Annotated in this window: 22 protein-coding genes and 1 tRNA gene; 4 read left to right on the top strand and 19 right to left on the bottom strand. The window is 69.9% G+C overall.

Going from position 1 to position 24,524, the window contains the following annotated elements:
• Positions 1 to 10 precede the first annotated feature (10 nt).
• Entirely contained in the window at positions 11 to 1,312 is a 1,302-nt protein-coding gene (locus tag MKW14_RS07240) for an ammonium transporter (RefSeq protein WP_240859943.1), read from the bottom strand.
• A gap of 309 nt (positions 1,313 to 1,621) precedes the next feature.
• Here MKW14_RS07240 and MKW14_RS07235 point away from each other — a divergent pair, with 309 nt between their 5' ends.
• On the top strand, positions 1,622 to 2,272 hold the full coding sequence (locus MKW14_RS07235) for a helix-turn-helix domain-containing protein (RefSeq protein ID WP_240859941.1): 651 nt from the start codon (positions 1,622 to 1,624) through the stop codon (positions 2,270 to 2,272).
• A 140-nt stretch (positions 2,273 to 2,412) separates the two neighbouring features.
• Here MKW14_RS07235 and MKW14_RS07230 read toward each other — a convergent pair whose 3' ends face one another.
• The 10 genes from MKW14_RS07230 to MKW14_RS07185 all read right to left on the bottom strand — a co-directional run bounded on the left by MKW14_RS07230 (position 2,413) and on the right by MKW14_RS07185 (position 11,678).
• Positions 2,413 to 2,877, bottom strand: a complete 465-nt coding sequence (locus tag MKW14_RS07230; protein ID WP_240859939.1) for a HutD/Ves family protein — start codon at positions 2,875 to 2,877, stop codon at positions 2,413 to 2,415.
• 1 nt (position 2,878) lies between these two features.
• On the bottom strand, positions 2,879 to 4,057 hold the full coding sequence (locus MKW14_RS07225; protein ID WP_240859938.1) for an NAD(P)/FAD-dependent oxidoreductase: 1,179 nt from the start codon (positions 4,055 to 4,057) through the stop codon (positions 2,879 to 2,881).
• Complete coding sequence (locus tag MKW14_RS07220) at positions 4,057 to 5,400, bottom strand: FMN-binding glutamate synthase family protein (protein WP_240859935.1); 1,344 nt, start codon at positions 5,398 to 5,400, stop codon at positions 4,057 to 4,059. The genes MKW14_RS07225 and MKW14_RS07220 overlap by 1 nt, the downstream gene beginning before the upstream one ends.
• 11 nt (positions 5,401 to 5,411) lie before the next feature.
• The gene (locus tag MKW14_RS07215; RefSeq protein WP_240859934.1) at positions 5,412 to 6,104 is read right to left on the bottom strand and encodes a glutamate synthase; all 693 of its coding nucleotides are present in this window, start codon (positions 6,102 to 6,104) and stop codon (positions 5,412 to 5,414) included.
• A complete protein-coding gene (locus tag MKW14_RS07210; RefSeq protein ID WP_240859932.1) occupies positions 6,101 to 7,012 on the bottom strand; it encodes a class II glutamine amidotransferase domain-containing protein in 912 nt (303 codons plus the stop codon). Before MKW14_RS07210 ends, MKW14_RS07215 begins: the two co-directional genes overlap by 4 nt.
• Before the next feature lie 81 nt (positions 7,013 to 7,093).
• Positions 7,094 to 8,425: a type III glutamate--ammonia ligase gene (gene glnT, locus MKW14_RS07205; protein ID WP_240859930.1), complete on the bottom strand. Its 1,332-nt coding sequence runs from the start codon at positions 8,423 to 8,425 to the stop codon at positions 7,094 to 7,096.
• 387 nt (positions 8,426 to 8,812) lie between these two features.
• Positions 8,813 to 8,888: transfer RNA gene (locus tag MKW14_RS07200), tRNA-His, on the bottom strand.
• Between the two features lie 116 nt (positions 8,889 to 9,004).
• Positions 9,005 to 9,607 carry an oligoribonuclease gene (gene orn, locus MKW14_RS07195; RefSeq protein ID WP_240859928.1) on the bottom strand — a complete coding sequence of 201 codons (603 nt, stop codon included), beginning with the start codon at positions 9,605 to 9,607 and terminating at the stop codon, positions 9,005 to 9,007.
• A 121-nt stretch (positions 9,608 to 9,728) separates the two neighbouring features.
• Complete coding sequence (locus MKW14_RS07190) at positions 9,729 to 10,967, bottom strand: helix-turn-helix domain-containing protein (protein ID WP_240859927.1); 1,239 nt, start codon at positions 10,965 to 10,967, stop codon at positions 9,729 to 9,731.
• 378 nt (positions 10,968 to 11,345) lie between these two features.
• Positions 11,346 to 11,678 (bottom strand): hypothetical protein, encoded by a 333-nt coding sequence (locus MKW14_RS07185; protein ID WP_240859924.1) that lies wholly within the window; start codon positions 11,676 to 11,678, stop codon positions 11,346 to 11,348.
• Positions 11,679 to 11,987: 309 nt separating this feature from the next.
• Between MKW14_RS07185 and MKW14_RS07180 the strand changes: the two genes are divergently transcribed.
• Positions 11,988 to 12,515, top strand: coding sequence for a universal stress protein (locus tag MKW14_RS07180; protein ID WP_240859923.1), 528 nt, complete (start codon positions 11,988 to 11,990; stop codon positions 12,513 to 12,515).
• 151 nt (positions 12,516 to 12,666) lie between these two features.
• Positions 12,667 to 13,233: a GPR1/FUN34/YaaH family transporter gene (locus MKW14_RS07175; RefSeq protein ID WP_240859920.1), complete on the top strand. Its 567-nt coding sequence runs from the start codon at positions 12,667 to 12,669 to the stop codon at positions 13,231 to 13,233.
• A 174-nt stretch (positions 13,234 to 13,407) separates the two neighbouring features.
• On the opposite strand, the gene glmS is transcribed toward MKW14_RS07175, so the two are convergent.
• Positions 13,408 to 15,225: a glutamine--fructose-6-phosphate transaminase (isomerizing) gene (glmS, locus tag MKW14_RS07170; RefSeq protein WP_240859919.1), complete on the bottom strand. Its 1,818-nt coding sequence runs from the start codon at positions 15,223 to 15,225 to the stop codon at positions 13,408 to 13,410.
• A 13-nt stretch (positions 15,226 to 15,238) separates the two neighbouring features.
• Positions 15,239 to 15,496, bottom strand: coding sequence for a hypothetical protein (locus MKW14_RS07165; protein WP_133040768.1), 258 nt, complete (start codon positions 15,494 to 15,496; stop codon positions 15,239 to 15,241).
• A gap of 175 nt (positions 15,497 to 15,671) precedes the next feature.
• On the opposite strand from MKW14_RS07165, the gene MKW14_RS07160 reads away from it, so the two are divergent.
• Complete coding sequence (locus tag MKW14_RS07160; RefSeq protein WP_240859917.1) at positions 15,672 to 17,234, top strand: purple acid phosphatase family protein; 1,563 nt, start codon at positions 15,672 to 15,674, stop codon at positions 17,232 to 17,234.
• Between the two features lie 68 nt (positions 17,235 to 17,302).
• Here MKW14_RS07160 and MKW14_RS07155 read toward each other — a convergent pair whose 3' ends face one another.
• The 6 genes from MKW14_RS07155 to MKW14_RS07130 all read right to left on the bottom strand — a co-directional run bounded on the left by MKW14_RS07155 (position 17,303) and on the right by MKW14_RS07130 (position 24,524).
• Complete coding sequence (locus MKW14_RS07155) at positions 17,303 to 18,184, bottom strand: DUF4429 domain-containing protein (RefSeq protein WP_240859915.1); 882 nt, start codon at positions 18,182 to 18,184, stop codon at positions 17,303 to 17,305.
• Between the two features lie 334 nt (positions 18,185 to 18,518).
• Positions 18,519 to 20,288, bottom strand: a complete 1,770-nt coding sequence (locus MKW14_RS07150; RefSeq protein ID WP_240859913.1) for an IucA/IucC family protein — start codon at positions 20,286 to 20,288, stop codon at positions 18,519 to 18,521.
• Entirely contained in the window at positions 20,285 to 20,827 is a 543-nt protein-coding gene (locus MKW14_RS07145) for a GNAT family N-acetyltransferase (protein WP_240859910.1), read from the bottom strand. Before MKW14_RS07145 ends, MKW14_RS07150 begins: the two co-directional genes overlap by 4 nt.
• The gene (locus MKW14_RS07140; protein WP_240859908.1) at positions 20,824 to 22,101 is read right to left on the bottom strand and encodes a lysine N(6)-hydroxylase/L-ornithine N(5)-oxygenase family protein; all 1,278 of its coding nucleotides are present in this window, start codon (positions 22,099 to 22,101) and stop codon (positions 20,824 to 20,826) included. Before MKW14_RS07140 ends, MKW14_RS07145 begins: the two co-directional genes overlap by 4 nt.
• Positions 22,085 to 23,527: a lysine decarboxylase DesA gene (gene desA / locus MKW14_RS07135; protein ID WP_240859907.1), complete on the bottom strand. Its 1,443-nt coding sequence runs from the start codon at positions 23,525 to 23,527 to the stop codon at positions 22,085 to 22,087. The genes MKW14_RS07140 and desA overlap by 17 nt, the downstream gene beginning before the upstream one ends.
• A gap of 130 nt (positions 23,528 to 23,657) precedes the next feature.
• Positions 23,658 to 24,524, bottom strand: a complete 867-nt coding sequence (locus MKW14_RS07130) for a siderophore-interacting protein (RefSeq protein WP_240859896.1) — start codon at positions 24,522 to 24,524, stop codon at positions 23,658 to 23,660.

The following is a 24,524-nucleotide window of genomic DNA, read 5'->3' as shown; positions in this document are numbered from 1 at the left end:
GCGTACTTTCCTACGGCGTCGGAGACGAGGAGACGGCGGGCGCCGAACCGGTGGCCACGGGGTGGAGGAGGTCGTAGGCGCTCTCGGCGTGCAGATGGACGTCGACGCCGCCCTCCTCGGCCTCGGGCCGCACCCGCAGCCCCATCGTCCTGTCCAGGGCCTTGGCGATGAGCCAGGTGACCGCGAAGGAGTACAGCAGGACTGCGAAGGCGCCCACGGCCTGCTTGCCCAGCAGGGAGAAGCCGCCGCCGTAGAGCAGGCCGTCGACGCCGTTGGGGGCGTCCGAGGTGGCCAGGACACCGACCAGCAGGGTTCCGGTGATGCCGCCGACGAGGTGGATGCCGACCACGTCCAGGGAGTCGTCGTAGCCGAACCTGTACTTCAGGCCGACGGCGAGCGCGCAGACCGCACCGCCGATCGCGCCGAGGGCGAGCGCGCCGACCGGGGACACCGCCCCGCAGGACGGGGTGATGGCGACCAGTCCGGCGATCGCGCCCGACGCGGCGCCCAGGCTCGTGGCGTGGCCGTCGCGGAGCTTCTCGACGAGGAGCCAGCCGAGCATCGCCGAGCAGGTCGCGGTGAAGGTGTTGAGGACGACGACGGAGGCCGCGTTGGACGAGGTGAGCGCGGAACCGCCGTTGAAGCCGAACCAGCCGAACCACAGCAGGCCCGCGCCGAGCATCACCAGGGGCAGGTTGTGGGGCCGTTCCGCACCTCCGTCCTTCTTCCAGCCGATGCGCTTGCCGAGGACGAGGATGACCGCCAGTGCCGCGGCGCCGGAGTTGATGTGGACGGCCGTGCCGCCGGCGTAGTCGATGGCGCCGAGTCTGTTGACGATCCAGCCGCCGACGACGCCCTTGCCGTCGAAGGCGAACACCCAGTGGGCGACCGGCAGATAGACCAGGGTCACCCAGATCCCGGTGAACGCCATCCAGGCGCCGAACTTGATGCGGTCCGAGATCGCCCCGCAGATCAGGGCGGCGGTCAGGGCCGCGAACAGGGCCTGGAAGGCGGCGAACACCGAAAGCGGGATGACCGCCTTCGGGTCGTCCTTCATCACACCGCTCAGACCGAAGTACTCGGTGACGTCACCGAGCAGTCCGGCGCCGCCGATCGAGTCGCCGAAGGAGGCCGAGAAGCCGTAGACGACCCAGATGCAGCCGACGAGGGAGACGGCTCCGAATGTCATCATGATCATGTTCAGGACACTCTTCGCGGCGACCATCCCGCCGTAGAAGAGGGCCAGCCCCGGCACCATCAGACAGACGAGTGCCGTGCTCGCGAGCATCCAGGCGGTACTTCCGGTGTCCATGCGCACGCTCCGCTGAGTGGATCGGTGGGTCCCGCGGACAGCGGGGACCCATGGAAGGAAACGAGGTTTCACTGCAGTAGACAGTCCGGGTGTTACGGACGCTCAAGCGCCGAATTAAGCGCGAGTTTCTGCCTGGGCCGTCCGGTCCGGCCTGAACCGGCGATGCGGCTCGACCCGCGCCGTGGCCAGGCCGGCGGCCATCGCCCCGACAGGCGTGGGGCCAACCGCAGTGGGCGCGGCTCCCGTTCCGGTACGAGCCGGCTGGGCCGCGGTCACTGGCAGTGGACGCTGTGACGTTAGGGTGTACGCATGGGAGAAGACGCGAACGCGCTGCTGCGCAACATCGGCACGGCACGCGACCGCCATGCCGACGAGCCGATCGAGACGCTCGAGCTCGAGGCGGCGATCGCCCGCAACGTGCGTGAACTGCGCCATCAGCGCGGGCTTTCGGTCACCGACCTGGCGGCCAAGGTCGGTATCTCCAAAGCGATGCTTTCCAAGATCGAGAATGCCCAGACCTCGTGCAGCCTCAGCACGCTCTCCCTGCTGGCCAAAGGCCTCGACATTCCGGTGACCTCACTGTTCCGCGGAGCTGACGCCGAGCGCCCGGCCTCCTATGTGAAGGCCGGGCGAGGCACACCGATCGTCCGGAACGGCAGCCAGGTGGGGCACGACTACAAGCTCCTCGGGTCCCTTCGCGGTGAGCACAAGCGCCTCGAGTGCCTGCTCGTGACTCTCACCGCGAAGAGCCAGACCTACCCACTCTTCCAGCACCCCGGCACCGAGTTCATCTACATGCTGGAAGGCGCGATGGACTACGGCCACGGACGCAGTGTTCACCGCCTCAAGCCGGGCGACACCCTGATCCTCGACGGCGAGGGAGCCCACGGCCCCGTCGAACTGGTGGACCTGCCGATCCGCTTCCTCTCCGTGATCGCTTTCCCCGACGCCACCTCCTGACGGCCTCATCTTCCGGTCGCATCGCGGGTGTTGAAGCAGTGCTCGGGCTCGCCCCGGCCGTATGCCCCGGCACTCCACGCCCGCCCTCGGGCTGCGCCTGGCGTCTCACCGGCGGAGCGGCCAGCAGGGAGGAAACGGTGTCAGTCATCGGGTTCCTTGAGGAGTCGTACGTCGGCGGCCCGCTCGTCCAGCAGGACGGTCAGGACGGTCAGGGCGGTGGCGTCGGCCGGGAGGCGAGGGGCGGCCGTCGGCCGGAGGATCACCTCCGCCCGGCACGCGCCCCGTCGCGTCATCACGTTGAGTGCCCGGGTGGGCGTGTCGAGGGCCACCGTGACCGGTGCCTCGCCGGTGAACCGCGCCTGGTCGCCGGCCGTGAGCCGCTGCTGCCGACCGTCGACCGTCAGCCGCAGGGGGCCGAGCGCGACGAAGAGGCGATCGAGCCCCGGGAACGCCGAGAACGGCGCGTCGCGGTCGAGATCGGCCACGCTGATGCGCCACAGGACCCGGCCGGACGCGTCGGTCCCGCTCGCGAGCTCCCTGGTGGCTCCGGCACCGTTGCGCCAGGGGGTCGGGGCCACCCGGGAGGGGTCGAGCACCTCGGTCACGTCACCGCATCTCGCCGGCACCGACATAGGGGTGCAGGCTGCTCAGCGGTTTGCCCTCGGCGAACCGTTCGAGGCGGAAGTCCGAGGCGGGGATGTCGGGGTCGGTGCTGTCGCCCTCGAACACCAGGTCGGCGACGAGGTCGCCCACGGCCGGGCTGATCTTGAAGCCATGGCCGGCGAAGCCGGCGGAGAGGATCAGGCCGTCGACACCTGAGACCGGGGCGATCACGGGGTTCCAGTCCGGCGGGACGTCGTACACGCCGGCGTAGGTGTGGGTGACCGACGGCTCGGGGAAGCCGGGGAAGCGGTGCATCACCTTCTCCGCGTACTTCTCGATACTGGCCTCGCCGGCGATGTTGGAGTAGTTGTCGGGGTCGACGAACTTCTTCTGGAAGTCGGCGTGGTCGCTGTTGCCGACGAGGAACTGGCCCGCGCCCTCCAGCCGGCAGTACTGCAGGCTCACCAGGTCGGAGACGACCGGGAGGTTCGGCAGCGGCTCGCCGGCGTCGACGATGAGGAGCTCCGAGCGGTAGGCCTCCACGGGGAAGTCGATCCCGAGGCCGGCGAGCAGCTTCGCCGACCACCAGCCCGAGGCGACGACGACCAGATCGGCGTCGATCACCTCGCCGCCGTCGAGCTCCACGCCCGTCACCTTGTCGCCCGCGGTGAGGATGCGGGCGACGGGGGTGTTCTGCCGGATGCGGGCGCCGTGCTCGCGGGCCACCTGCCCGTAGTGCAGGGCGAGTTGGGTGGCGTCCGCGAACCCGCCACGCGGTTCGTACGCCGCCAGCGCGACGTCGCCGACCTCCATCATCGGCCACAGCCCGGCCAGCCGGTCGTTGTCGATCAGGTCGACGTCGATGCCGAGGCCCTGGTGCATGGCGGTGTTGGCCCTGAGCGGCTCGGCGTTCTCCTCGCCGACGATGACGGTGTAGCCGACCTGGCGGAAGCCGACCCGGTCGCCGAGTTCCTCGAAGACGGGCAGGCTCCGCCACGCCATCGCGGCGATCGAGGGCACGCCGTAGTGCGCGCGGACGATCCCGCTGGACTTGCCGGTGCCGCCGCCGGCGAGCTGGTGCCGCTCCAGGACGAGCACGTCGGTGAGTCCGCGCTCGGTCAGTGCCCGGGCGATCGAGAGTCCGATCAGGCCGCCGCCGACGACCACTGCCTTCGTCGCCATCACAGCCCCGCTCCCGGGATCCAGGAGGTACCGGCGAGCGGGACGCGCGCCATGGCGGCCGCCTCGATGGAGACGGCGACCATGTCCTCGGGCTCCAGGTGGGTGACGTGGGCCTTGCCGCAGGCGCGGGCGATCGTCTGGGCCTCCATGGTGAGCACCCGCAGGTAGTTGGCGACCCGGCGGCCGCCCTCGACCGGGTCGAGCCGCTGTTGCAGCTCCGGGTCCTGGGTGGTGATGCCCGCGGGGTCCTGGCCCGCCTGGAACTGGTCGTAGAACCCGGCCGCCGAGCCGAGCTTCTCGTACTCGGCGGCGTACTTCGGGTCGTTGTCGCCCAGCGCGATGAGGGCGGCGGTGCCGATGGCGACCGCGTCGGCGCCGAGGGCGAGCGCCTTGGCGACGTCGGCGCCGGAGCGGATCCCGCCGGAGACGATGAGCTGGACGCCGTCCGGCTTCTTGTGGACGCCGAGTTCCTGGAGCGCCTGCACCGCCTGCGGAACGGCGGCGAGGGTCGGGATGCCGACGTGCTCGATGAAGACGTCCTGGGTGGCGGCGGTGCCGCCCTGCATGCCGTCCACCACCACGACGTCCGCGCCGGCGTGCACGGCGAGCTTGACGTCGTAGTAGGTGCGCGAGGCGCCGACCTTGACGTAGACCGGCTTCTCCCAGTCGGTGATCTCCCGGATCTCGTTGATCTTGATGGTGAGGTCGTCCGGGCCGGTCCAGTCGGGGTGGCGCGAGGCCGAGCGCTGGTCGATGCCGGCGGGCAGGTCCCGCATGCCCGCGACCCGCTCGGAGACCTTCTGGCCGAGCAGCATGCCGCCGCCGCCCGGCTTGGCGCCCTGGCCGAGGACGATCTCGATGGCGTCGGCACGGCGCAGGTCGTCCGGGTTCATGCCGTAGCGGTTGGGCAGGTACTGGTACACCAGCGTCTTGGAGTGGCCGCGCTCCTCCGGGGTCATGCCGCCGTCGCCGGTGGTGGTGGAGGTGCCGGTGGCCGAGGCCGCGCGGCCGAGGGCCTCCTTGGCGTTGGCTCCGAGCGCCCCGAAGCTCATCCCGGCGATCGTCACCGGGATGTCGAGGTGGAGGGGGTACTTGGCATTGCGCGCGCCCAGCACCACGTCGGTGCCGCACCGCTCGCGGTAGCCCTCCAGCGGGTAGCGCGACACCGAGGCGCCCAGGAAGAGCAGGTCGTCGAAGTGGGGCAGGGCGCGTTTGGCGCCCCAGCCGCGGATGTCGTAGATGCCGGTCTCGGCGGCACGCTGGATCGCGGCGATGGTGGCCCGGTCGAAGGTCGCGGACTCGCGCAGGCCCAGCCGGGCCCGGTCGTCGGAGGTGAGGGTCATCGGATCCTGCCTCAGTACTCGTTCTCGTGGGTGAAGTGGTAGAGAGTGCGGGCCGAGCCGTAGCGCTTGTACGACGCCGGGTCGTCGTCCTCGAAGCCGGCCGCCTTGAGCAGGCCCGCCAGCTCCTGAAGGTGCTCGGGCCGCAACTCCTTCTCGACGCAGTCGGCCCCGAGCGACTTGGCGGTGCCGCGCAGGTAGATGCGGGCCTCGTAGAGCGAGTCGCCGAGCGCGTCCCCCGCGTCCCCGCGGACCACCAGGCGGCCCTTCTGCGCCATGAACGCGCTCATGTGCCCGACGTCGCCGCCGACGACGATGTCGATGCCCTTCATCGAGATGCCGCAGCGGGCGCCGGCGTCGCCGTCGATGACCAGCAGACCGCCACGCCCTGTGGCCCCGGCCGACTGTGAGGCCGAGCCCGTGACATGGACGGTGCCGCTCATCATGTTCTCGGCCAGGCCGGTGCCGGCGTTGCCGTTGATGACGACCTCGGCCTGCTGGTTCATGCCGGCGGCGTAGTAGCCGAGATGCCCGTTGACGGTGACCTTGACCGGCGCGTCGAGGCCGACGGCGACGTTGTGGGCGCCGCGCGGGTTCTCGATCACGTACTCACCCTCCAGGCCCGCGGCGTGCAGTGCCTGGTTGACCTCGCGCAGGGGCGTGGTGCTCAGGTCGAACGCGGGCACTGCCTCGTCGGCGGAGCTCATGCCGACACCTCCTGACGGTTCCAGTGGTAGATGACCTCGGGCTCGGGCTCCCAGATCCGGGCGTTCTCGACGCCGGGCAGGTGGGCGAGGGCCCGGTACTCCGACGCCATCGCCACCCAGTCGTCGGTCTCGGCGATGACGGCCGGCTTGCAGGCGATGGCGTCGCGGACGACCGCGAAGCTGTCGCGGTTGGAGACCAGCAGGGTGTAGAAACCGTCGAAGGTCCGGGTCAGGTCGGTGAGTGCCTCGTCGACGCCCTTGCCGTCCGCGAGTCGGTGCGCGACGAAGCGGGCGCCGACCTCGGTGTCGTTCTCGGAGTCGAACTCGACGCCGGCGGCCCGCAGGTCGCGGCGGATCGTGGCGTGGTTGGAGAAGGAGCCGTTGTGCACCAGGCACTCGCCCGGGCCCACGGCGTAGGGGTGCGCGCCCGACGACGTGACCGCCGACTCGGTCGCCATCCGGGTGTGGCCCACGCCCTGCCAGCCCCGCGCCTTCGCCAGGCCCCAGCTCTCGGCCAGCGCCCGGGGGGCGCCGACGCCCTTGAGGACGGCGAGGTCCTCGCCGAAGCCGCCGATGAGGACGTGCGGGTAGGCCTTCTTCGCGGCGGCCATCAGCGCCTCCGAGTCGACGTCGGCGTTGGCGAGCACCACGTTGTCGACGGTGATGGCCGTCACCTCGGTGCCGCTTTCGGCGCCGAGCGCCGCCGCGACCGTCTCGGCGGTCACGTCGATGTCGATCAGTGAGACCGAGCCTTTGCCGCGCGGCGACCAGTCCTCGTTGCCGTAGACGGCGATGCCCGCCGAGTCCGCGCCGCGGTCCTCCATCTCGCACAGCATCCCGGTGAGGAGCTCACCGAGCCGGGAGTAGAGCTCGGGGCTGCGCAGGTGCAACCCGACGATTCCACACATGTGTTGCGTCCCTTTCTCGAGGGTGACGGCACATCAGAGGGCGCCTCAGAAGGCGGCTCAGAGGGCGGCTCAGAGGGCGGCTCAGAAGGCGGTGAGGTAGCGGTCGTGCTCCCAGCCGGAGACGGCCGCGTGGTAGGCGAAGAACTCGTCCTTCTTCAGGCTCGCGAAGTAGTCGGCGACCCCCGGGCCCGCGACGTCGAGGGTTCCCTTGACGACGTCGTCGGCCTCGAAGGCCTCGACGGCGTGCAGCAGCGTCAGCGGGAAGGGCGTCTCGGGACCGGTGCCGACCTCGCCGAGGGAGAGGCCGCCGGCGATGCCGTCGAGGCCGGCGTCCACGGCCGCGGCGATGGCGAGATACGGATTGGCCGAGCCGTCGCCGCCGCGCAGCTCGATGCGCTGGTTGTCCGGGATGCGCACGTAGTGGGTCCGGTCGTTGCCGCCGTAGGTCGGCAGTGTGGGCGCCCAGGTCGCACCGCTCGCACTGGAGGCGACCGCGCCGGTCCGCTTGTAGGAGTTGACCGTCGGCGCGATGACCGCCTGCAGCGCGGTCGCGTGCTCCAGGATGCCGGCGACGAAGGAGTACGCCGTCTTCGACAGCCCCAGACCGACCGAGTCCTCGGCGCCCTCGCTGCTCGCCGGGAAGACCGGGGTGCCGGTCGCGGTGTCGCGCAGGGAGAGGTGGAGGTGGAGGCCGGAGCCGGTGCGGTGGGCGAACGGCTTCGGCATGAAGGTCGCGATCATGCCCCGCTCCTGGGCGAGCACGCTCAGCAGGTAGCGGAGGGTGACGACTCGGTCGGCCGTCGTCAGGGCGTCGGCGTACCGGAAGTTCTGCTCGAACTGGCCGTTGCCGTCCTCGTGGTCGTTGGCGTAGTTGCCCCAGCCGAGCTGGTTCATCGCGGTGCTGATCGAGGTCAGGTGGTCGTACATCCGGGTGACGCCACGCGCGTCGTAGCACGGCTGGGCCGCGACGTCGTCGCTGTCCGCCGGGACCAGGGCGCCCGCCGCGTCGCGCTTGAGGAGGAAGTACTCCACCTCGGCGCCGGCGTAGGGCGCGAAGCCGGCGGCGGCCGCCTTGGCGACGACCTGCTTGAGGATCACGCGGGGAGCGAAGGGCCACGGCTCGCCCTCCACGTGGGGGTCGCAGTGGACGATCGCCAGGCCTTCCTTGACGAACGGGACGGGCGTGAAGGAGGCGACGTCCGGGATCGCCATCAGGTCGGGGTCCTTGGGCTCCTGCCCGATCGCGCCGACGGCGTACCCGGCGAAGCCGACGCCCTCCGTCGCCAGCTCGTCGACAGCCTCGACAGGCACGAGCTTGGCACACGGCTTGCCGTTGAGGTCGACGAAGAGCGCCAGGAGGAACTTGGTGCCGCTGGCCTCACAGAGGGCGGCCAGATCGAGGTTGTCCGTCATGATGGCTCCCGAGGTCAGGTTCACTGAAATGAATCAGCGTCTCCGCTGAGTAGACACAGGGGGTGTTTCGGCGCCGTTTCGGAGCAGTTAGGTCTGGATCTCGCGGGCCTCGGATCTGGCCTTTCTGATCGCAACTGATCGCAGCTGATCGCCCGGTTGATGCACGTCGCGGCGGCGTGTCGCGCTGTTGCCCCCGGGTGGTTCGCGAGGAACGGCGAGGAGGTTCCCGGGTCACTTACCTGGAAGTTCGTCGGGGACGTGCTGATGGTGCCGCTTCTTCCCGGACGACTCGAATCGTCGGCGGCTGGACGACGGTAGTTCGGCCGTGGCCAAACGTAAGACAGGCCCCATGGCCTGCGTTTCCGCAGGCCATGGGGCCTGTTCTCGTGGGGTGAGTGACGGGACTCGAACCCGCGACATCCTGGACCACAACCAGGTGCTCTACCAGCTGAGCTACACCCACCACGACCAGCGGTTGAGATCTGTGGTTTCCCCGACCGGCCGAGAAAAAGTGTACAGGGTCCGAAGGGGTGCTCGCGCACGGCTTTCGCGGGGGCCCTCCCGGGACCCCGGGGACGGCTACTGAGCAGGCAGGACGTGCTTCGCCGCGATCGTCTTCGCGGTGTCGGAGTCGGGGCCGGGCTGGGGTACGAAGATCGCCTCGCGGTAGTAGCGGAGCTCGGCGATCGACTCGCGGATGTCGGCGAGGGCGCGGTGGTTGCCGTTCTTCTCGGGACTGTTGAAGTAGGCGCGCGGGTACCAGCGGCGGGCCAGCTCCTTGATCGACGACACGTCGACGATGCGGTAGTGGAGGTAGTCCTCCAGGGTCGGCATGTCGCGCAGGAGGAAACCGCGGTCGGTGCCGACCGAGTTGCCGCACAGGGGCGCCTTGCCGGGCTCCTTGACGTGTTCGCGGACATAGGTGAGGACCTGGTCCTCGGCGTCCGCCAGGGTCGTGCCGCCGGGAAGCTCGGCGAGCAGCCCGGACGCGGTGTGCATCTGACGCACCACCTCCGGCATCGTCTCCAGCGCCTGGTCCGGCGGCCGGATGACGATGTCGACTCCCTCGCCGAGTACGTTCAGCTCGGAGTCGGTGACGAGGGCGGCCACCTCGATGAGCGCGTCGTCGGACAGCGAGAGGCCGGTCATCTCGCAGTCGATCCACACCATGCGATCGTTCATGCGACCACCCTAAAGCGGGCGCTCGCTTTTGGGATGACCGGTGCCGGGGTCGGCGCACCGGGGTCGGCGCACCCGGGGCCCCGGACGCCGGACGGGCTGGAGTCCGCCCGGCGTTCCTAGGTCAGGTCCCGCTGCGCTGGCCCGGCACGCTCGCGCGGCCCGCCATGTAGGCCTCGCGGCCGTTGTCCGCGGAGGCGCTCGCCGTCGACAGGGACGGCCCCGCGCCCACCGCGCTCGCCGCCGTGCGGCGGCTCTGCAGCGGGACCGGGCCCTCCGGGTGGAGGGTCGGACCCGGGGCCGCGGGACCCGGTGTCGGTTCCACGTCCGCCGGCTTGTCGCCCTGGGGGCGGCGGGCCCGGTACGCGGCGCGGTACGCCGCCGGCGACGAGCCCAGCTGACGGCGGAAGTGGCCGCGCAGGGCCACCGGCGAACGGAAGCCGCAGCGGCCCGCGACCTCGTCGACCGAGTAGTCGGACGTCTCCAGCAGACGCTGCGCCTGCAGCACCCGCTGGGTGATCAGCCACTGCAGCGGGGCGCTGCCCGTCAGCGAGCGGAAGCGGCGGTCGAAGGTGCGGCGGCTCATGTACGCGCGGGCCGCCAGCGTCTCGACGTCGAACTGCTCGTGCAGGTGCTCCAGCGCCCAGGCGACGACCTCGGCGAGCGGGTCGGCGCCGATCTCCTCTGGTAAAGAGCGGTCCAGGTAGCGCTCCTGGCCTCCCGTCCGGCGTGGCGGGACGACGAGACGGCGGGCCAGGGCGCCGGCCGCCTCGTTGCCGTGGTCGGTGCGCACGATGTGGAGGCAGAGGTCGATTCCGGCCGCCGTGCCGGCGGACGTCAGCACGTCTCCGTCGTCGACGAAGAGTTCCCTCGGATCCACGTGCACCGACGGATAGCGCTTGGCCAGCGTCGGTGCGTACATCCAGTGCGTCGTCGCGGGGCGGCCGTCCAGCAGGCCCGCCGCGGCCAGGACGAAGGCGCCGGTGCACAGCCCGACGATGCGGGCGCCTTCCTCGTGCGCCCGGCGCAGTGCGTCGAGCGCCTCCTCCGGCGGCGGGGAGGTGATCGAACGCCAGGCCGGTACGACGACCGTCCCGGCGCGTGAGATCGCCTCCAGGCCATGTGGCGCGGTGAGTTCCAGGCCCCCTGTGGTCCGCAGCGGGCCTTCCTCGCCGGCCGCCACCAACAGGCGGTAGCGCGGCACGCCGGCGTCCTGGCGGTCAATCCCGAACACCGACAGCGGAATGGAACTCTCGAAGATGGGGCCGCCGCTGAACAGCAGCACCGCGACGATCTCCTTGCGGCGTCGCCCGGAAAGCTTCCGGGCCGCGGCTTCCGGCGCGGCAGTGGAGTCGTGGCTCATACTGCTAAGCCCCCCTCGGTGGTCGCGGCTCCTCGGTTGTGTCGCTCCTGCACGTTTCCCCTCGGTCCTGCACGAGTCCCCCGCCGTAAGACGTCAAGATCGAATCTACTGTGTCCCGTGGTGCCGGGGTGACCCAGTTCGGGAACCGGCACATTGTCGACATGGCAACTTGGCGTGAAGCATTCGATCACGAAGCGTTGCACTCGTGGGCCGTGCAGGGAAGTGCGCCTTGTCGCGGTGGCCAATCCACATAGGGTGCGCGGGGGCCCGTACCCCCTGTATGTGCAGGTCGAACGGGGGTTGGGGGGTGGTGCCGGGTGGCGACACGCGGTCGTGGGAAGTTGGCTGAAAAGCGCCGGGCGCGTGCGCGGAAACCGGTCAGCCGACCGGTGTATTTCCACCGGTGTGACGAGCGCCTCTGTGCGCCCCCGTTCCGGTCCGCTGCCGACGGCCCCGACCCTGCGCCCGCTCGTCGGTGAGCAGGCGTGCCGCGCCCCGCTCCGACTGGCGCAGCAGCACCCGGCACACGGCGGTGACGGCGGCGAGGCCGAGGGCGGTGCCCGCGGCGCCGGCGAGCGAGGTGCCGTACCAGAGGAGGACCACGGGGACCAGGACGCAGGAGAAGACCGCCCAGCGGACGACGTCGGTCGCGGTGTCCTGGGGCGGGTCGGCCGCGCGGGGAGGGTCGGGGGTGCGGTGCGGTGCGGACATGCGTGCTCCCTGGGACGTGGGTCAGCGGGTTCAACGCGTGTTCGACCGGTCGGTCACTGTACGCCCGCCCCGGCCGGCCGCCGGGTAGCTGAATCCTGTGCGAACCGCCTGTACAGCGCAGCAACCATTGCGTTACGGGCGTCCCCTCGTGCATGCTCCCTGGAACCCCCACGCACCGTGGGCGGGATCTGGGCTAAGGAGGCGTGGCGCCGTACCCTTGGGGGTATGGGGCGGGAAAGATGATTCCCGGACACAGCTCCGCCGCACACTGTCGTCCCTCCCATAAAGGATCAAAACGCCGAGACAGCCATGGCCGGTCACGAATTCTTCGAACCCAGGGACCGCAAGCGGCCCGTCGCCGACCCCACGGCGGCCGAGCCCCTGGCGGCGGACGAGCCACGTCATTCCTGCGATCCCGCCTTCAAGCACGGCGTGGTCGTCGGTTTCGACGGCTCCACGTCCAGTGAGCGTGCTCTCGCCTACGCCATCGGCATGGCCCATCGCTCCGGCTCGGGCCTGATCATCGTCCATGTCGCCAACCGGCTGCCCACCACGGTGTGGGCCGGCTGCGAGCCGCCGGTCTTCGTGGACGTGCCCGACCACCGCACCGAGGTGCTCGGACTCGAGCTCGCCTGCGCCGACTATCTGGCCGAGGTGCCCTGGATCCTGGTCGAGCGCGGCGGCGACATCTGCCATGAACTCGAAGAGGTCGGGCGGGAGTACGAGGCCGACGCGATCGTCGTCGGATCGACGCACGGCATCGTGGGACGCATCTTCGGCTCCGTCGCGGGGCGGCTCGCCAAGCGGGCGAAGCGGCCCGTCATCGTCATTCCCTGAGTCCCGGTCCGGTTCATCCGGCCCGGTCTCCCGACTCACCGTCAACTCCCTGTGGGCAGCCAGAAACTACTCGTGCGTAGAGGTGTTTGTGCCCTTGTGAAGGGCATATACGGATCACCGCACAACTGCACATGCACGAAGGGAGCCCGCCGTGGACAAAGACGTCTCCGCCGGGAGCGCGACCACCACCGTGGTCGGCCGACTCGCCCTGGGAATCACCCTGTTGGCGTTCGGCCTCGGACACACCGACGTGATCAACGGGGTCTCGGCCGCTGACGCGGTGTCACTGGCCCACTATGTAGGCGGCGTCGCGCTGTTCGTCGCCGGTCTGTTCGCCTTCCGCGACCGTGACGCGGTGACAGGTACGGCCTACTCGGCGCTCGGCGCCCTGTGGTTCACCTGGGCCGTCACGGCCGGCAACGCGATGTCCGCCCACGCGGCAGGGCTGTTCCTGCTGCTGTTCGCCCTCGTCACCCTGACCCTGACCCTCGCGGGCGGGGACCAACTCGACCAGGGCTCCTACGGGTTGTTCTTCGTCTCCCTCGTGCTGCTCGCCATCGCGCAGTTCGCGACGAGCGGTTCACTCACGAAGGTCGGCGGCTGGTTCGCCGTGGCGGCGGGGGCCGTTGCCTGGTACGCGGCGACCGCCGCGCTCGCGCACTGGCCGACGGTGCTTCCGCGACGCGCTGCGGGCCGGGGTGTGACGGCCACCGGTTAGCTGCGCCGGCCGGGGGTTGGGCTCCCCGGTGATATGGACGGACCCCCCGTGGTTGGTGGCTTCACGTGGGGTCCGTCCTCGTTGTTCGGCCTCTACGGGCGGGTGGGGGTTGCTCGCGCCCACGCGGCGGAGCCGCATATCGACACAGCCCCGCGCCCCTGAAGACAAGGGCCTCTACTCAACCGTCACCGACTTTGCGAGGTTCCTCGGCTTGTCGATGTCGCGGCCGAGGGCAAGTGCCGTGTGGTAGGCGAGGAGTTGGAGGGGGATGCCCATCAGGATGGGGTCCAGTTCGTCCTCGTTCTTCGGGACGACGATCGTCTCGTCGGCCTTCTCCTGGTGCTGGTGGGCCACCGCCAGGATCCTGCCGCTGCGGGCCTTGATCTCCTCCATCGCGGCGCGGTTCTTCTCCAGGAGGTCGTCGTCGGGGACGATCGCGACCGTGGGGAGGGCCGGTTCGATCAGGGCCAGGGGGCCGTGCTTGAGCTCGGAGGCGGGGTAGGCCTCCGCGTGGATGTAGGAGACCTCCTTGAGCTTCAGGGAGGCCTCGCGGGCCACCGGATAGCCGCGGACCCGGCCGATGAAGAGCATCGAGCGGGCGTCGGCGTACTGCTCGGCCAGCTTCTTGATCTCCGCCTCCTGCTTCAGGACCTCGGTGATCTGCGCGGGCAGCTTGCGCAGGCCCTCGATGATGCGCTTGCCGTCGCGGACCGAGAGGTCGCGGGTGCGGCCCAGGTGCAGGGCGAGCAGGGCGAAGGCGACCGTGGTGTTGGTGAAGCACTTCGTCGAGACGACGCAGACCTCGGGGCCCGCGTGGACGTAGATGCCCGCGTCCGCCTCGCGGGCGATCGCCGAGCCGACCACGTTGACGATGCCGAAGACCCGGGCGCCCTTGCGCTTGAGCTCCTGGACGGCGGCGAGGACGTCGTAGGTCTCACCGGACTGGGAGACGGCCACGTACAGGGTGTCGGGGTCCACCACCGCGTTGCGGTAGCGGAACTCCGAGGCCGGCTCTGCATCGGCGGGGATGCGGGCCAGCTCCTCGATCATCTGGGCGCCGATCATGCCCGCGTGGTAGCTGGTGCCGCAGCCGAGGATCTTCACCCGGCGGATCTGCCGGGCCTCGCGGGCGTCCAGGTTGAGGCCGCCGAGGTGCACGGTGGAGAAGCGGTCGTCGATGCGGCCGCGCAGGACGCGGTCGACCGCCTCGGCCTGCTCGTGGATCTCCTTGTGCATGTACGTGTCGTGGCCGCCCATGTCGTAGGAGGCCGCCTCCCACTCCACGGTGGTCGGCTCGGACGTCGTACGGGTGCCCTCGGTGGTGTAGGTGCGGAAGTCGTCGGCCTTGAGGGTGGCCATCTCGCCGTCGTCGAGGGTCACTATCTGCCGCGTGTGGGCGACGAGGGCGGCGATGTCGGAGGCGACGAACATCTCCTTCTCGCCGACGCCGAGGACGACCGGGGAGCCGTTGCGCGCCACCACGATGCGGTCGGGGAAGTCGGCGTGCAGCACGGCGATGCCGTACGTGCCCTCGATGACCCGGAGGGTCTCGCGGACCTTCTCCTCCAGGGTCTCGGCCTGGGAGCGGGCGATGAGGTGGGTGAGGACCTCGGTGTCGGTCTCGGAGAGGAACTCCACGCCGTCCGCCTCCAGCTTGCGGCGCAGGTCGGAGGCGTTGTCGATGATGCCGTTGTGGACGACGGCGACCTTGTTCTCCGCGTCCAGGTGCGGGTGGGCGTTGACGTCGGAGGGGGCGCCGTGGGTGGCCCAGCGGGTGTGGGCGATGCCGGTGGTGCCCTTGAAGCGGGCCGGGACCTTCGCCTCCAGGTCGCGTACGCGGCCCTTGGCCTTGACCATCCGCAGACCGGCGGCCTTCGGGGAGGTGACCACGATGCCCGCCGAGTCGTAGCCGCGGTATTCGAGGCGCTGCAGGCCCTCCAGCAGGAGGGGAGCCACATCACGCTTCCCGATGTATCCGACGATTCCGCACATACAGATGAGTCCCTCAGCCGTAGACGATGCGGCGCAACTGCCTGAGCGTAAGCTCCGGCGGCGCTACCGCCCGGTATTTCAGGTCCGCCTCGATCCGTTCGAAGATCTCCGCGTTCACCAGGCCCTGGGCCTGCAGCTCGCGGTGGCGGCGACGGACGTACTCGGTGGTCGTCTCGTCGAAGTAGGCGAGCACGTCCTGGATCACCCGCAGCGCCTCGCCCCGGCTCAGGGGCGTGGACCGCGTCAGATGATCGACAAGTTCGTCGTGCACCCGGTAGATCCTGAGGGACAAAAGAGAGTTTCGCAAGAATCCTGCCCGATATCGGGCAAGCGGCTGTAGGCGTTCTTTGGTGTTCCCATGAACCTCTGTTTGCGATCTGTCCATCCGGGGTCTGGTGGGCCGTTGCTCGTGTGGACGAGTTTCAGTCGTCATGGACATACCTCGTATGGGAGTACCGGAGCAGCTGGCCGAGCGCATGAGCATGGCCGAGCAGCACGAGTACCTGCGCGCGAGATTCTCGCGGCGCAACCTGATGAGAGGCGGAGCCGTCACGATCGGCGCCGTCGCCGGTGGCGCGTTCGTGCCGGGTGCGGTCGCCCAGGCCGCCACGCCCACACAGAGCCACCCACAGACCGAGTACGTCGACGGCTCGCTCGTCGCCCCGTTCGGCCGGCACCTCGCGTTCGGCAACGACGCGAGCACCGAGATGACCGTCTCCTGGCAGGTCCCGGTCGCGGTGAAGAAGCCCTTCATCCGCGTCGGCGCCCACCCGTGGGACCTCTCCCGCAAGATCGAAGCCGAGATCCGCACCCTCTACACCCCGGCCGGCGTCGGCGCGAGCGGCGACCACACGCAGTACTACGTGCACGCCAAGCTCACCCACCTGCGCCCGGGCCGCACCTACTACTACGGCGTCGGCCACCAGGGCTTCGACCCGGCCGAGCCGCACCTGCTCGGCACCCTGGGCACCTTCACCACCGCCCCCGACCGCAGCAAGCCGTTCACCTTCACGGCCTTCGGCGACCAGGGCGTCAGCTACCACGGCCTGGCCAACGACAGCCTGATCCTCGGCCAGAACCCCTCCTTCCACCTGCACGCCGGCGACATCGCCTACGCCGACCCGGCCGGCCAGGGCAAGTCCGCCGACACCGGCTTCGACTCCCGCGTCTGGGACCAGTTCCTCGCGCAGACCGAGTCGGTCGCCAAGTCCGTTCCGTGGATGGTGAGTTACGGCAACCACGACATGGAGGCCTGGTACTCGCCCAACGGTTACGGCGGCGAGGAGGCCCGCTTCACGCTCCCCGACAACGGGCCGGACAAGGCGCACCTGCCGGGCGTCTACTCCTTCGTCTACGGCAACACCGCGGTCATCTCGCTGGACCCGAACGACGTCTCCTTCGAGATCCCGGCCAACCTCGGCATCTCCGGCGGCACCCAGACCACATGGTTCGAGGCGCAGCTGAAGAAGTTCCGGGCGTCGAAGGACATCGACTTCATCGTCGTGTTCTTCCACCACTGCGCCTACTGCACCTCCACCGCGCACGCCTCGGAGGGGGGCGTGCGCCAGGAGTGGGTGCCGCTGTTCGAGAAGTACACGGTGGACCTGGTCATCAACGGCCACAACCACCAGTACGAGCGCACCGACGTGATCAAGGGCAACAAGGTCGTCAAGAAGCTCCCGATCGGCGAGACCGCGTACCCCGAGACCGAGGGCGTCGTCTACGTGACGGCGGGCGCGGCCGGCCGCAGCCTGTACGCGTTCACCGCGCCGGACTCCTACGAGGGCCACCTGAACGAGGTCGACTCGGTCGCCTCCTTCGTCAACACCAAGGACGGCAAGGTCAACGAGACCGTCGCCTGGTCCCGGGTGCGCTACCTCAACTACTCCTTCCTGCGCGTGGACGTCGAGCCCGCGTCGAAGGGGCGCTACGCCAGGCTGAAGGTGTCGGGCATCGCCGAGACCGGCGACCGCATCGACCACTTCACGGTGGCACGCCGGGCCAAGTAGGGCCCGACACACGGCAGTCCGTGTGCCCGGAAGGCGGGGCGCACACCCGGCAGGCGGTCCTCGTCGCGCTACATGCGCTTGAGGATCGCCTGTTTGGCCATCTGGAACTCCTCGTCCGTGAGCACCCCGGTGCGGTGCAGCTCGCCGAGTTCCCGCAGCCGCCGCAGCAGCGCGTCGTGGTCGTGCTCGCGCTCCTCGGCGGGCCCGAGCCGCTTGGGCTGCGCGGGCGGTGCGTCCGGCACGGCCGCCGCCGACGGATGCGGCAGCCGGGCCTGCACGGCCGCCGCGACCAGCGCCATCAGCGGGTCCTTCTTGAAGCCCCACAGCTCCACCGAGTTGGGGTCGTACTTGGCCGGCGCCTTCGTCTGTCCGCCGCGCACGGAGAACCGCAGATGCCCGTTCTCCAGGCCCACCGCGGGCTGCCACTCCACGGCGAGGACGTCCCCGAGGGCCAGGACGCGGTTGCCGGCGGCGGCCTTGGCGTCCTCCGTCTTCCAGTTCCACTCCAGTCGTACGCGCTCGCCGTCGAAGCTCGCCGTGCCGTCCCCGGCGGACACCGACAGCGGCACGGACGGGCCCGGCAGCAGATACTCGTTCACCGGGTCGGCGGGGACCTCGTCCAGCAGCAGGGCGCTGCGCACCTCGTCCGTGAAGTACTCGGCGACGCCGTAGCGGTCGGACTCGACGAGGAGTTGGTAGGGGTCGTTGGGCTCGGTGAGGCGGCCGCCGGAGGCGTGCAGCAGCGGGTCGGCGCCGTCGCGCAGCCGGAGTCTGAGCCGCCCCGACTTCTTGCCCTGCTCGAACGAGATCCCGGCCAACGCGCCCAGGGGGACGACGAGTTCACCCAGTGTGCGGCGCAGCAGACTGACGTTGCGGTCCCGTCCGGGAGTCAGCCGCAGGGCGTCGCCGTCGAAGGCCCAGGTACCGTCCTTCTGGATGATTTCCGCCACTACGCCATCGTGCCATCCTTCTGGGTCACCTTCTCGGCGGCGAAGGGCCGAGCTCGCACTCGTTCGTCCGCGCCTTGTCGCGCTCCCGACTGCCCCCTACGACAGGGCGGTCACGGGTCGCATCTCCCGCCGTCCGGTCAGGTCGGTGGCAGGACGGCCATGGTGACGAATACCCACGCGGGTCGGGCCGGTCGGCCCGCTCGGTGTGGCCACAGCGCGGACAGCGCTGCGAGGTGTGGGCCGCATCCACCTCAAGGAACTGGGGGGCCATTTGTTCGGATGTGTGGACGGGCACCCCGGAGGACCGTACTCCGGGGTGCCCGTCCGGTCCCGGTCAGAACCCGGCGATCGGGTTCTTGAGGTTGCCGACGAGCTGGAGCGCGCCGGAGGGGTCGGCGAGGTCCACCATCTGCCGGTTGTCGCGCAGCTGGAGCCGGTTGAGGCAGGACAGGGCGAACTCGGGGGCGAACAGGTCGTACCGCTCGAACTTCTCGGCGAGTTCCGGCACCGACTCCTGGTACTCGCGGGTGACCTCCGCGACCGTCCGCCAGAAGTCGTCCTCCTCCAGGATCCCCTCGGTGGCGAGGCCGGCCGCGAGGAAGCGGAAGAAGCAGTCGAAGACGTCCGTGAAGACAGAGAGGAGCTTCTTGTCCTCGGGGACGTCGACCCGCAGCCGCTCGACCGTCGGCGGCAGCACCGCGTCCGGGTCCATCACCGCGATCTCCTCGGCTATGTCCTTGTAGATCGCGCGCTGCACGATCCCGTCCTTCAGGACGAGGATCACGTTCTCGCCGTGCGGCATGTAGACCAGGTCGTAGGCGTAGAAGCTGTGCAGCAGCGGGGTGTAGTACGCCCGCAGATAGCGCCGCAGCCACTCCGTCGGCGCGAGAGCCGACCGCTCGATCAGCGCGCCCGCGAAACCGGCGCCCTCGTGGTCGACGTGGAGGAGACAGGCCATGGTCGCGAGGGACTCGCCGTCCCGGAGGGAGGCCACCGGGCTCTCCCGCCACAGCGCCGCGAGCATCTTGCGGTACGGCGAGTAGCGGTCGGTCGCCTTCTCGTACTCCAGGTGCCGGTAGCCGACGGCGGCCCGCTCGCGGATGATGCTCAGCCCGGTCGACTTGAGCACCGGGTCGCCCTCGATCAGCTGGGCCAGCCAGTCGTTGATGGCCGGGGTCGCCTCCATGTACGCGGCCGAAAGACCGCGCATGAAGCCCATGTTGAGGACCGACAGGGCGGTCTTCACATAGTGCTTCTCGGGGTGGGAGGTGTTGAAGAAGGTCCGGATGGACTGCTGGGCCAGGTACTCGTCATCGCCCTCGCCGAGGCACACCAGGTGGCGGCGGGCGACCTCGGCGGCGAAGGTGACGGTGAGCTTGTTCCACCACTGCCACGGGTGCACGGGGATGAGGAGATAGTCCGCCGGGTCGAGGCCCTGGTCGCGCAGGACGCCCTCGAAGCGCTCGACGGTCGCCGCGCCCAGCTCGTCCCGTACGAAGGACTCGTACTCGATCCCGACGCCCGCCGTGAACGCGGCGCGCGAGCGGTGGGCCGCCAGCCAGACGAGCCGAACCGGGTTCGCGGTCTCGGGCGCGTACGACAGGTACTCGTGGACGCCGAAGCCGAGCCGGCCGTTGTTGGCGACGAAGCAGGGGTGGCCCTCGGTCATGCCGGTCTCGATCGCCTGGAAGCCGGAGCGGGCCAGCTCGGCGACCGGGATCCGCGGTTTGGTGAGCTTGTAGCAGGTGCCGGAGAGGGTGGAGGAGATCTCCTCCAGGTAGACCGGCAGGATCTCGTCGCTCAGGCCGAGGGAGTCCTTCAGCTCGATGAAGAAGTCCAGGGCGGCGAGCGGGAGTTCACCGCCGTCCCGGTGCCGGGTGATGGAGCCGGCGTCGACCTGCCAGTGGTCGAGGGCGCGGCGGGTGGCGGTGAAGCGGTAGCGGGTGAGGCCGTCGTCGCTGCGGACGACGTACGCGTCCCCGTCCCGCTCCGGCGTGATCAGCCGCTCGTGCGCGAACTCGGCGAGCGCCTTGCGCAGCAGCAGGCGGTTGGCCTGCGCCCAGCGCTCGGGGGAGAGGTGGGCGACGGCGTCGGCGAGGGTCATACGAGCACCGCCTTCTCGAACTGCTCGCGGGTGCAGAAGCTCAGCAACGCGTTCTTCTCCGGCTTCTGTATCTCCCGCTCGGGCACGAACCCGACGGCCGCGTTGAGCGCGTGGACGGCCGTGTTGGAGACGTCCGGCTCGACGACGACGCGGTCGACCGCCGGGTCCTCGAAGAGGTGCGCCATGACGGCGGTGATGACGGCGCGGGTGAAGCCGTGCACGGGCGTGTCGGTCGGCGGGGTGAGGAAGTGCATGCCGATGTCTCCGGGCAACGGCTCGTACAGTCCGACGAGTTCGCGGTGGGCGGGGTCGTACTTCTCCATCAGGAAGGCCGGTTCGCCGGCCCGGTCCAGGCCGAGCAGCGCGTGGTGGTGCTCGTCGGCCGCGATGTCCATGTAGGCGCGCTCGACGTCCTCCAGCCTGGCGTCCTGCATCATCCAGAACGCGGCCTTGGGGTGGGTGACCCAGGGGTGGAGCAGTTCGGCGTCCTTGAGGGGGTCGAGGGGGCGGAAGGTGAAGGCGGCTGTCTGGGTGTTCATGCGGCGAACTCCTGGAACGCGATCGTCTTCTCGACCGGGTAGTACTCGGCGCCGAGCAGCTCACGGATGATGTAGCTGTTGCGGTAGGCGCCCATGCCCAGGTCGGGGCTGGTGATGCTGTGGGTGTGGACGCCGGCGTTCTGCAGGAAGACGCCCCGGCCCGTGACGTCGATGGCGTAGTTGCGGGCGACGTCGAAGTTGCCGTGCGAGTCGTAGCGCAGGCGGTCCCTGATCGGGGCCAGGAACTCCGGCTCGGTGTAGCGGTAGCCGGTCGCCAGGACCAGACCCTCCGACTCGATCTCGAAGTCCTTCTCCTGCTCCTCCTGACGGAAGGCGAGGGTGTAGGTGCCGTCCTCCCAACGGGCGCCGGTCAGGCAGGAGTTGGTGAGCAGACGGGTGGGGACCGGGCCGCCGAGGTTCTTCTGGTAGAGCAGGTCGAAGATGTCGTTGATCAGATCGCCGTCGATGCCCTTGAACAGGCCCTTCTGCTGCTCGGTGAGCCGGTAGCGGGTGGCCTCCGGCAGCCGGTGGTAGTAGTCGACGTACTCCGGGGAGGTCATCTCCAGCGTGAGTTTGGTGTATTCGAGAGGGAAGAAGCGGGGGGAGCGCGTCACCCAGTTCAGCCGGTAGCCGTGGACGTCGATCTCGCTGAGCAGGTCGTGGTAGATCTCGGCGGCGGACTGGCCCGAGCCGACGATCGTGATCGACTCCTTCTTCACCAGCTCGCTTCTGTGCTGGACGTAGCGGGAGTTGTGGATGAAGTCGCCGCCCAGTCCGCGCACGGCCTCGGGGTGGTGCGGTGAGGTGCCCGTGCCGAGGACCAGATGGCGCGCGCGGAAGCTGCCGCCGGTCTTCGTGCGCACGAGGTAGTGGCCGTCCTCGTACGTCACCTCGCTCACGGTCGTGTCGAAGCGGACGCTGCTCAGCTTGCTCGCGGCCCAGCGGCAGTAGTCGTCGTACTCGACCCGCAGCGGGTAGAAGTTCTCCCGGATGTAGAACGAGTACAGCCGCCCCTTCTCCTTGAGGTAGTTGAGGAAGGAGTACGGGGAGGTCGGGTCGGCGAGGGTGACCAGGTCCGACATGAAGGGCGTCTGGAGGTGGGCGCCGTCCAGGAACATGCCCGCGTGCCACTCGAAGTCGGGCTTCGACTCCAGGAAGACGCCGTCGAGTTCGGCGACGGGCTCGGTCAGACAGGCCAGGCCCAGGTTGAAGGGGCCGAGGCCGATGCCCACGAAGTCGTGGGTGCGCGGGGCGGTTTCAGCAAGCGCGGTCAAGGGACTCTCCCAGGTACTGCTCGGCGTGGCCGGCGATCAGGTCGAGGACGGCGGCGATGTCGGACGCCTGTGTCTCGGGGTTGAGCAGGGTGAACTTCAGGTAGTGGCGGCCGCCCACCTTGGTGCCCGCGACCACCGCGTCCCCAGAGGCGAACAGGGCCTTGCGGGCGTGGAGGTTGGCGCGGTCGATCTCGGCGGGGTCGGTGACGGCGGCGGGGATGTAGCGGAAGACCAGGGTGGACAGGCTCGGGCGGACGACGACGTCGAAGCGGGGGTCGGCCGCGAGGCACTGCCAGCCCTCCTCCGCCAGATCGCAGACCTCGTCGAAGAGTTCGCCGATGCCGTCGGCGCCCATGACCCTCAGGGTCATCCACAGCTTGAGGGCGTCGAAGCGGCGGGTGGTCTGCAGGGACTTGTCGACCTGGTTGGGGATGCGTTCCCGCACCATCCGGTGGGGGTTGAGGTACTCGGCGTGGTAGGTGGCGTGGCGCAGGGTCGACGCGTCCCGCACCAGCACGGCGGAGGAACTCACCGGCTGGAAGAAGGACTTGTGGTAGTCGACGGTGACGGAGTCGGCGCGCTCGATGCCGGCGAGGCGGTCCCGGTACTTCAGGGAGGCGAGCAGTCCGCAGCCGTAGGCAGCGTCGACGTGGAGCCAGGTGCCGTACTGGGCGCACAGCTCGGCGATCTCGGGCAGCGGGTCGATGGAGCCGAAGTCGGTGGTGCCGGCGGTGGCGACGACGGCCATGGGGACAAGGCCGTCGCGGCGGCAGCGCTCCAGCTCGCGGGCGAGGGCGACGGTCTGCAGGCGCTTGTCGTGGTCGACCGGGACGCTGACCACCGACTCCTCGCCGAGGCCGAGCAGTTTCGCCGACTTCTGCACGCTGAAGTGGCTGACCTCGGAGGCGAAGATCCGCAGCTTGGCCAGGGAGTCGCCCTTGGCCTCCTCCCTCGCCAGCAGCAGCGCCTGGAGGTTGGACTGGGTGCCGCCGGAGGTGAACACGCCGTCGGCGGCCGTGCCGAGGCCGATGCGTTCGGCGGTCCAGTCGATGAGCCTGCGTTCGATGAGGGTGCCGCCGGCCGACTGGTCCCAGGTGTCGAGGGAGGAGTTGACGGCCGACAGGACGGCCTCGCCGAGCACGGCCGGGATGACGACCGGGCAGTTGAGGTGGGCGAGGTAGCGGGGGTGGTGGAAGTAGACCGCGTCGCGGAGGTAGACGTCCTCCAGCTCGTCCAGGGCCAGGCCGGTGTCGCTCAGCGGCCGGTCCAGGTCGATGGCGTCGATCCGGGGCGCGAGGGCGTCGACGGTGACACCGGTGAACGGACGGTCGGTGGTGGCGAGTTTGGCCGCCACCCGCTCTACTCCTTCGGTCACGGAGCGGCGGTAGTGCTCCGCGGTCAGGTCATTGAGCAGGTGCGAGCGCATGTGGGGGTCCTCCGGTGGGGACGGTCCGTGCGGGGTGGGTGAAGGCGGTGGGGTCACGACTTCAAGGTCAAACTTAGGTTAGCCTAACCTAAGTTCACATCCCTTAATCCTGCCCCTTCCGTGACCGCCGTCACTCCCGCTCGCGCAGTTGCTCCTCGCTCAGGCCCTGGCGCCAGTAACCGACGAAGGTGACCCGCCGGCGGTCGATCCCGCGTTCCCCGACGAAGTGCCGGCGCAGCTGCTTCACGCACCCCGACTCGCCCGCGATCCACACGTACGGCCGTTCGGCGGCGGGGAGTCGAGCGGCGCGCAGGGCGTCGAGGGCCATGGGGGTGGGGGCACCTCCCACGCCCTTGGGGCAGTGGGGGACCTCGACGCCGTCCGTGTCCCGGACCAGCCAGGTGATCTCCGCGTCCGCCTCGGTCGCCAGGTCCTGGATGTTCCCGGCGTCGCGCACCTCCAGCCAGACGCGGGCGCGGGCGCCGGCCGGCAGGGACTCGAGGATCGCCGACACGGCGGGCAGGGCGGTCTCGTCGCCCCAGATCAGCGTCAGGTCGGTGTCCTCGGGCGGGCGGAAGCGGATCGCGCGGTTGTCCGCGACCGCCGGGCCGAGCAGCACGACGCGGTCACCGGCGGCGGCGCGCGCGGCCCAGGCGGACGCGGGCCCGGCCGGGGTGTGCAGCACGAAGTCGACGTCGATCTCGTCGGGATCGCGGCGCAGGCTCCGCAGGGTGTACGAGCGCATCACCGCCCGTACGTCGTCCGGGAGTTCACGCCACGCCTGCCACCAGCCGTCCCCCAGCTGGTAGGGGATGGCGGGCTCGCTCTGCCCGGGGTGGGGGAGGAAGAGGGACAGCGACTGGTCGCGTCCCTCCGAGAGGAAGTACCGCAGGTCGTCACCGGCGAAGGTGACCCGGACCAGGGACGGGCCGAGCCGCCTCGTCCGTACGACCTGCAAGGGGAAGAAACGGAACGGGGCGGCCACGGCCGTAGTCAT

The sequence above is a fragment of the Streptomyces gilvus genome, from assembly GCF_022513565.1.
Classification (GTDB): domain Bacteria; phylum Actinomycetota; class Actinomycetes; order Streptomycetales; family Streptomycetaceae; genus Streptomyces; species Streptomyces gilvus.
Note: the sequence above shows the minus strand (reverse complement) of the source record. Positions and strands in the feature narration are given on the sequence as shown.

Bases quoted from the DNA above. Each gene is read 5' to 3' on its own strand.
- MKW14_RS07130 (WP_240859896.1), bottom strand. From the start codon at position 24,524: ATGACTACGGCCGTGGCCGCCCCGTTCCGTTTCTTCCCCTTGCAGGTC.
- desA (WP_240859907.1), bottom strand. From the start codon at position 23,527: ATGCGCTCGCACCTGCTCAATGACCTGACCGCGGAGCACTACCGCCGC.
- MKW14_RS07220 (WP_240859935.1), bottom strand. From the start codon at position 5,400: ATGACCCTCACCTCCGACGACCGGGCCCGGCTGGGCCTGCGCGAGTCC.
- MKW14_RS07240 (WP_240859943.1), bottom strand. From the start codon at position 1,312: ATGGACACCGGAAGTACCGCCTGGATGCTCGCGAGCACGGCACTCGTC.
- orn (WP_240859928.1), bottom strand. From the start codon at position 9,607: ATGAACGATCGCATGGTGTGGATCGACTGCGAGATGACCGGCCTCTCG.
- MKW14_RS07235 (WP_240859941.1), top strand. From the start codon at position 1,622: ATGGGAGAAGACGCGAACGCGCTGCTGCGCAACATCGGCACGGCACGC.
- MKW14_RS07180 (WP_240859923.1), top strand. From the start codon at position 11,988: ATGGCCGGTCACGAATTCTTCGAACCCAGGGACCGCAAGCGGCCCGTC.
- MKW14_RS07150 (WP_240859913.1), bottom strand. From the start codon at position 20,288: ATGACCCTCGCCGACGCCGTCGCCCACCTCTCCCCCGAGCGCTGGGCG.
- MKW14_RS07190 (WP_240859927.1), bottom strand. From the start codon at position 10,967: ATGAGCCACGACTCCACTGCCGCGCCGGAAGCCGCGGCCCGGAAGCTT.
- MKW14_RS07160 (WP_240859917.1), top strand. From the start codon at position 15,672: ATGGGAGTACCGGAGCAGCTGGCCGAGCGCATGAGCATGGCCGAGCAG.
- glmS (WP_240859919.1), bottom strand. From the start codon at position 15,225: ATGTGCGGAATCGTCGGATACATCGGGAAGCGTGATGTGGCTCCCCTC.
- MKW14_RS07185 (WP_240859924.1), bottom strand. From the start codon at position 11,678: ATGTCCGCACCGCACCGCACCCCCGACCCTCCCCGCGCGGCCGACCCG.
- MKW14_RS07225 (WP_240859938.1), bottom strand. From the start codon at position 4,057: ATGGCGACGAAGGCAGTGGTCGTCGGCGGCGGCCTGATCGGACTCTCG.
- MKW14_RS07210 (WP_240859932.1), bottom strand. From the start codon at position 7,012: ATGTGTGGAATCGTCGGGTTGCACCTGCGCAGCCCCGAGCTCTACTCC.
- MKW14_RS07145 (WP_240859910.1), bottom strand. From the start codon at position 20,827: ATGAACACCCAGACAGCCGCCTTCACCTTCCGCCCCCTCGACCCCCTC.
- MKW14_RS07215 (WP_240859934.1), bottom strand. From the start codon at position 6,104: ATGAGCTCCGCCGACGAGGCAGTGCCCGCGTTCGACCTGAGCACCACG.
- glnT (WP_240859930.1), bottom strand. From the start codon at position 8,425: ATGACGGACAACCTCGATCTGGCCGCCCTCTGTGAGGCCAGCGGCACC.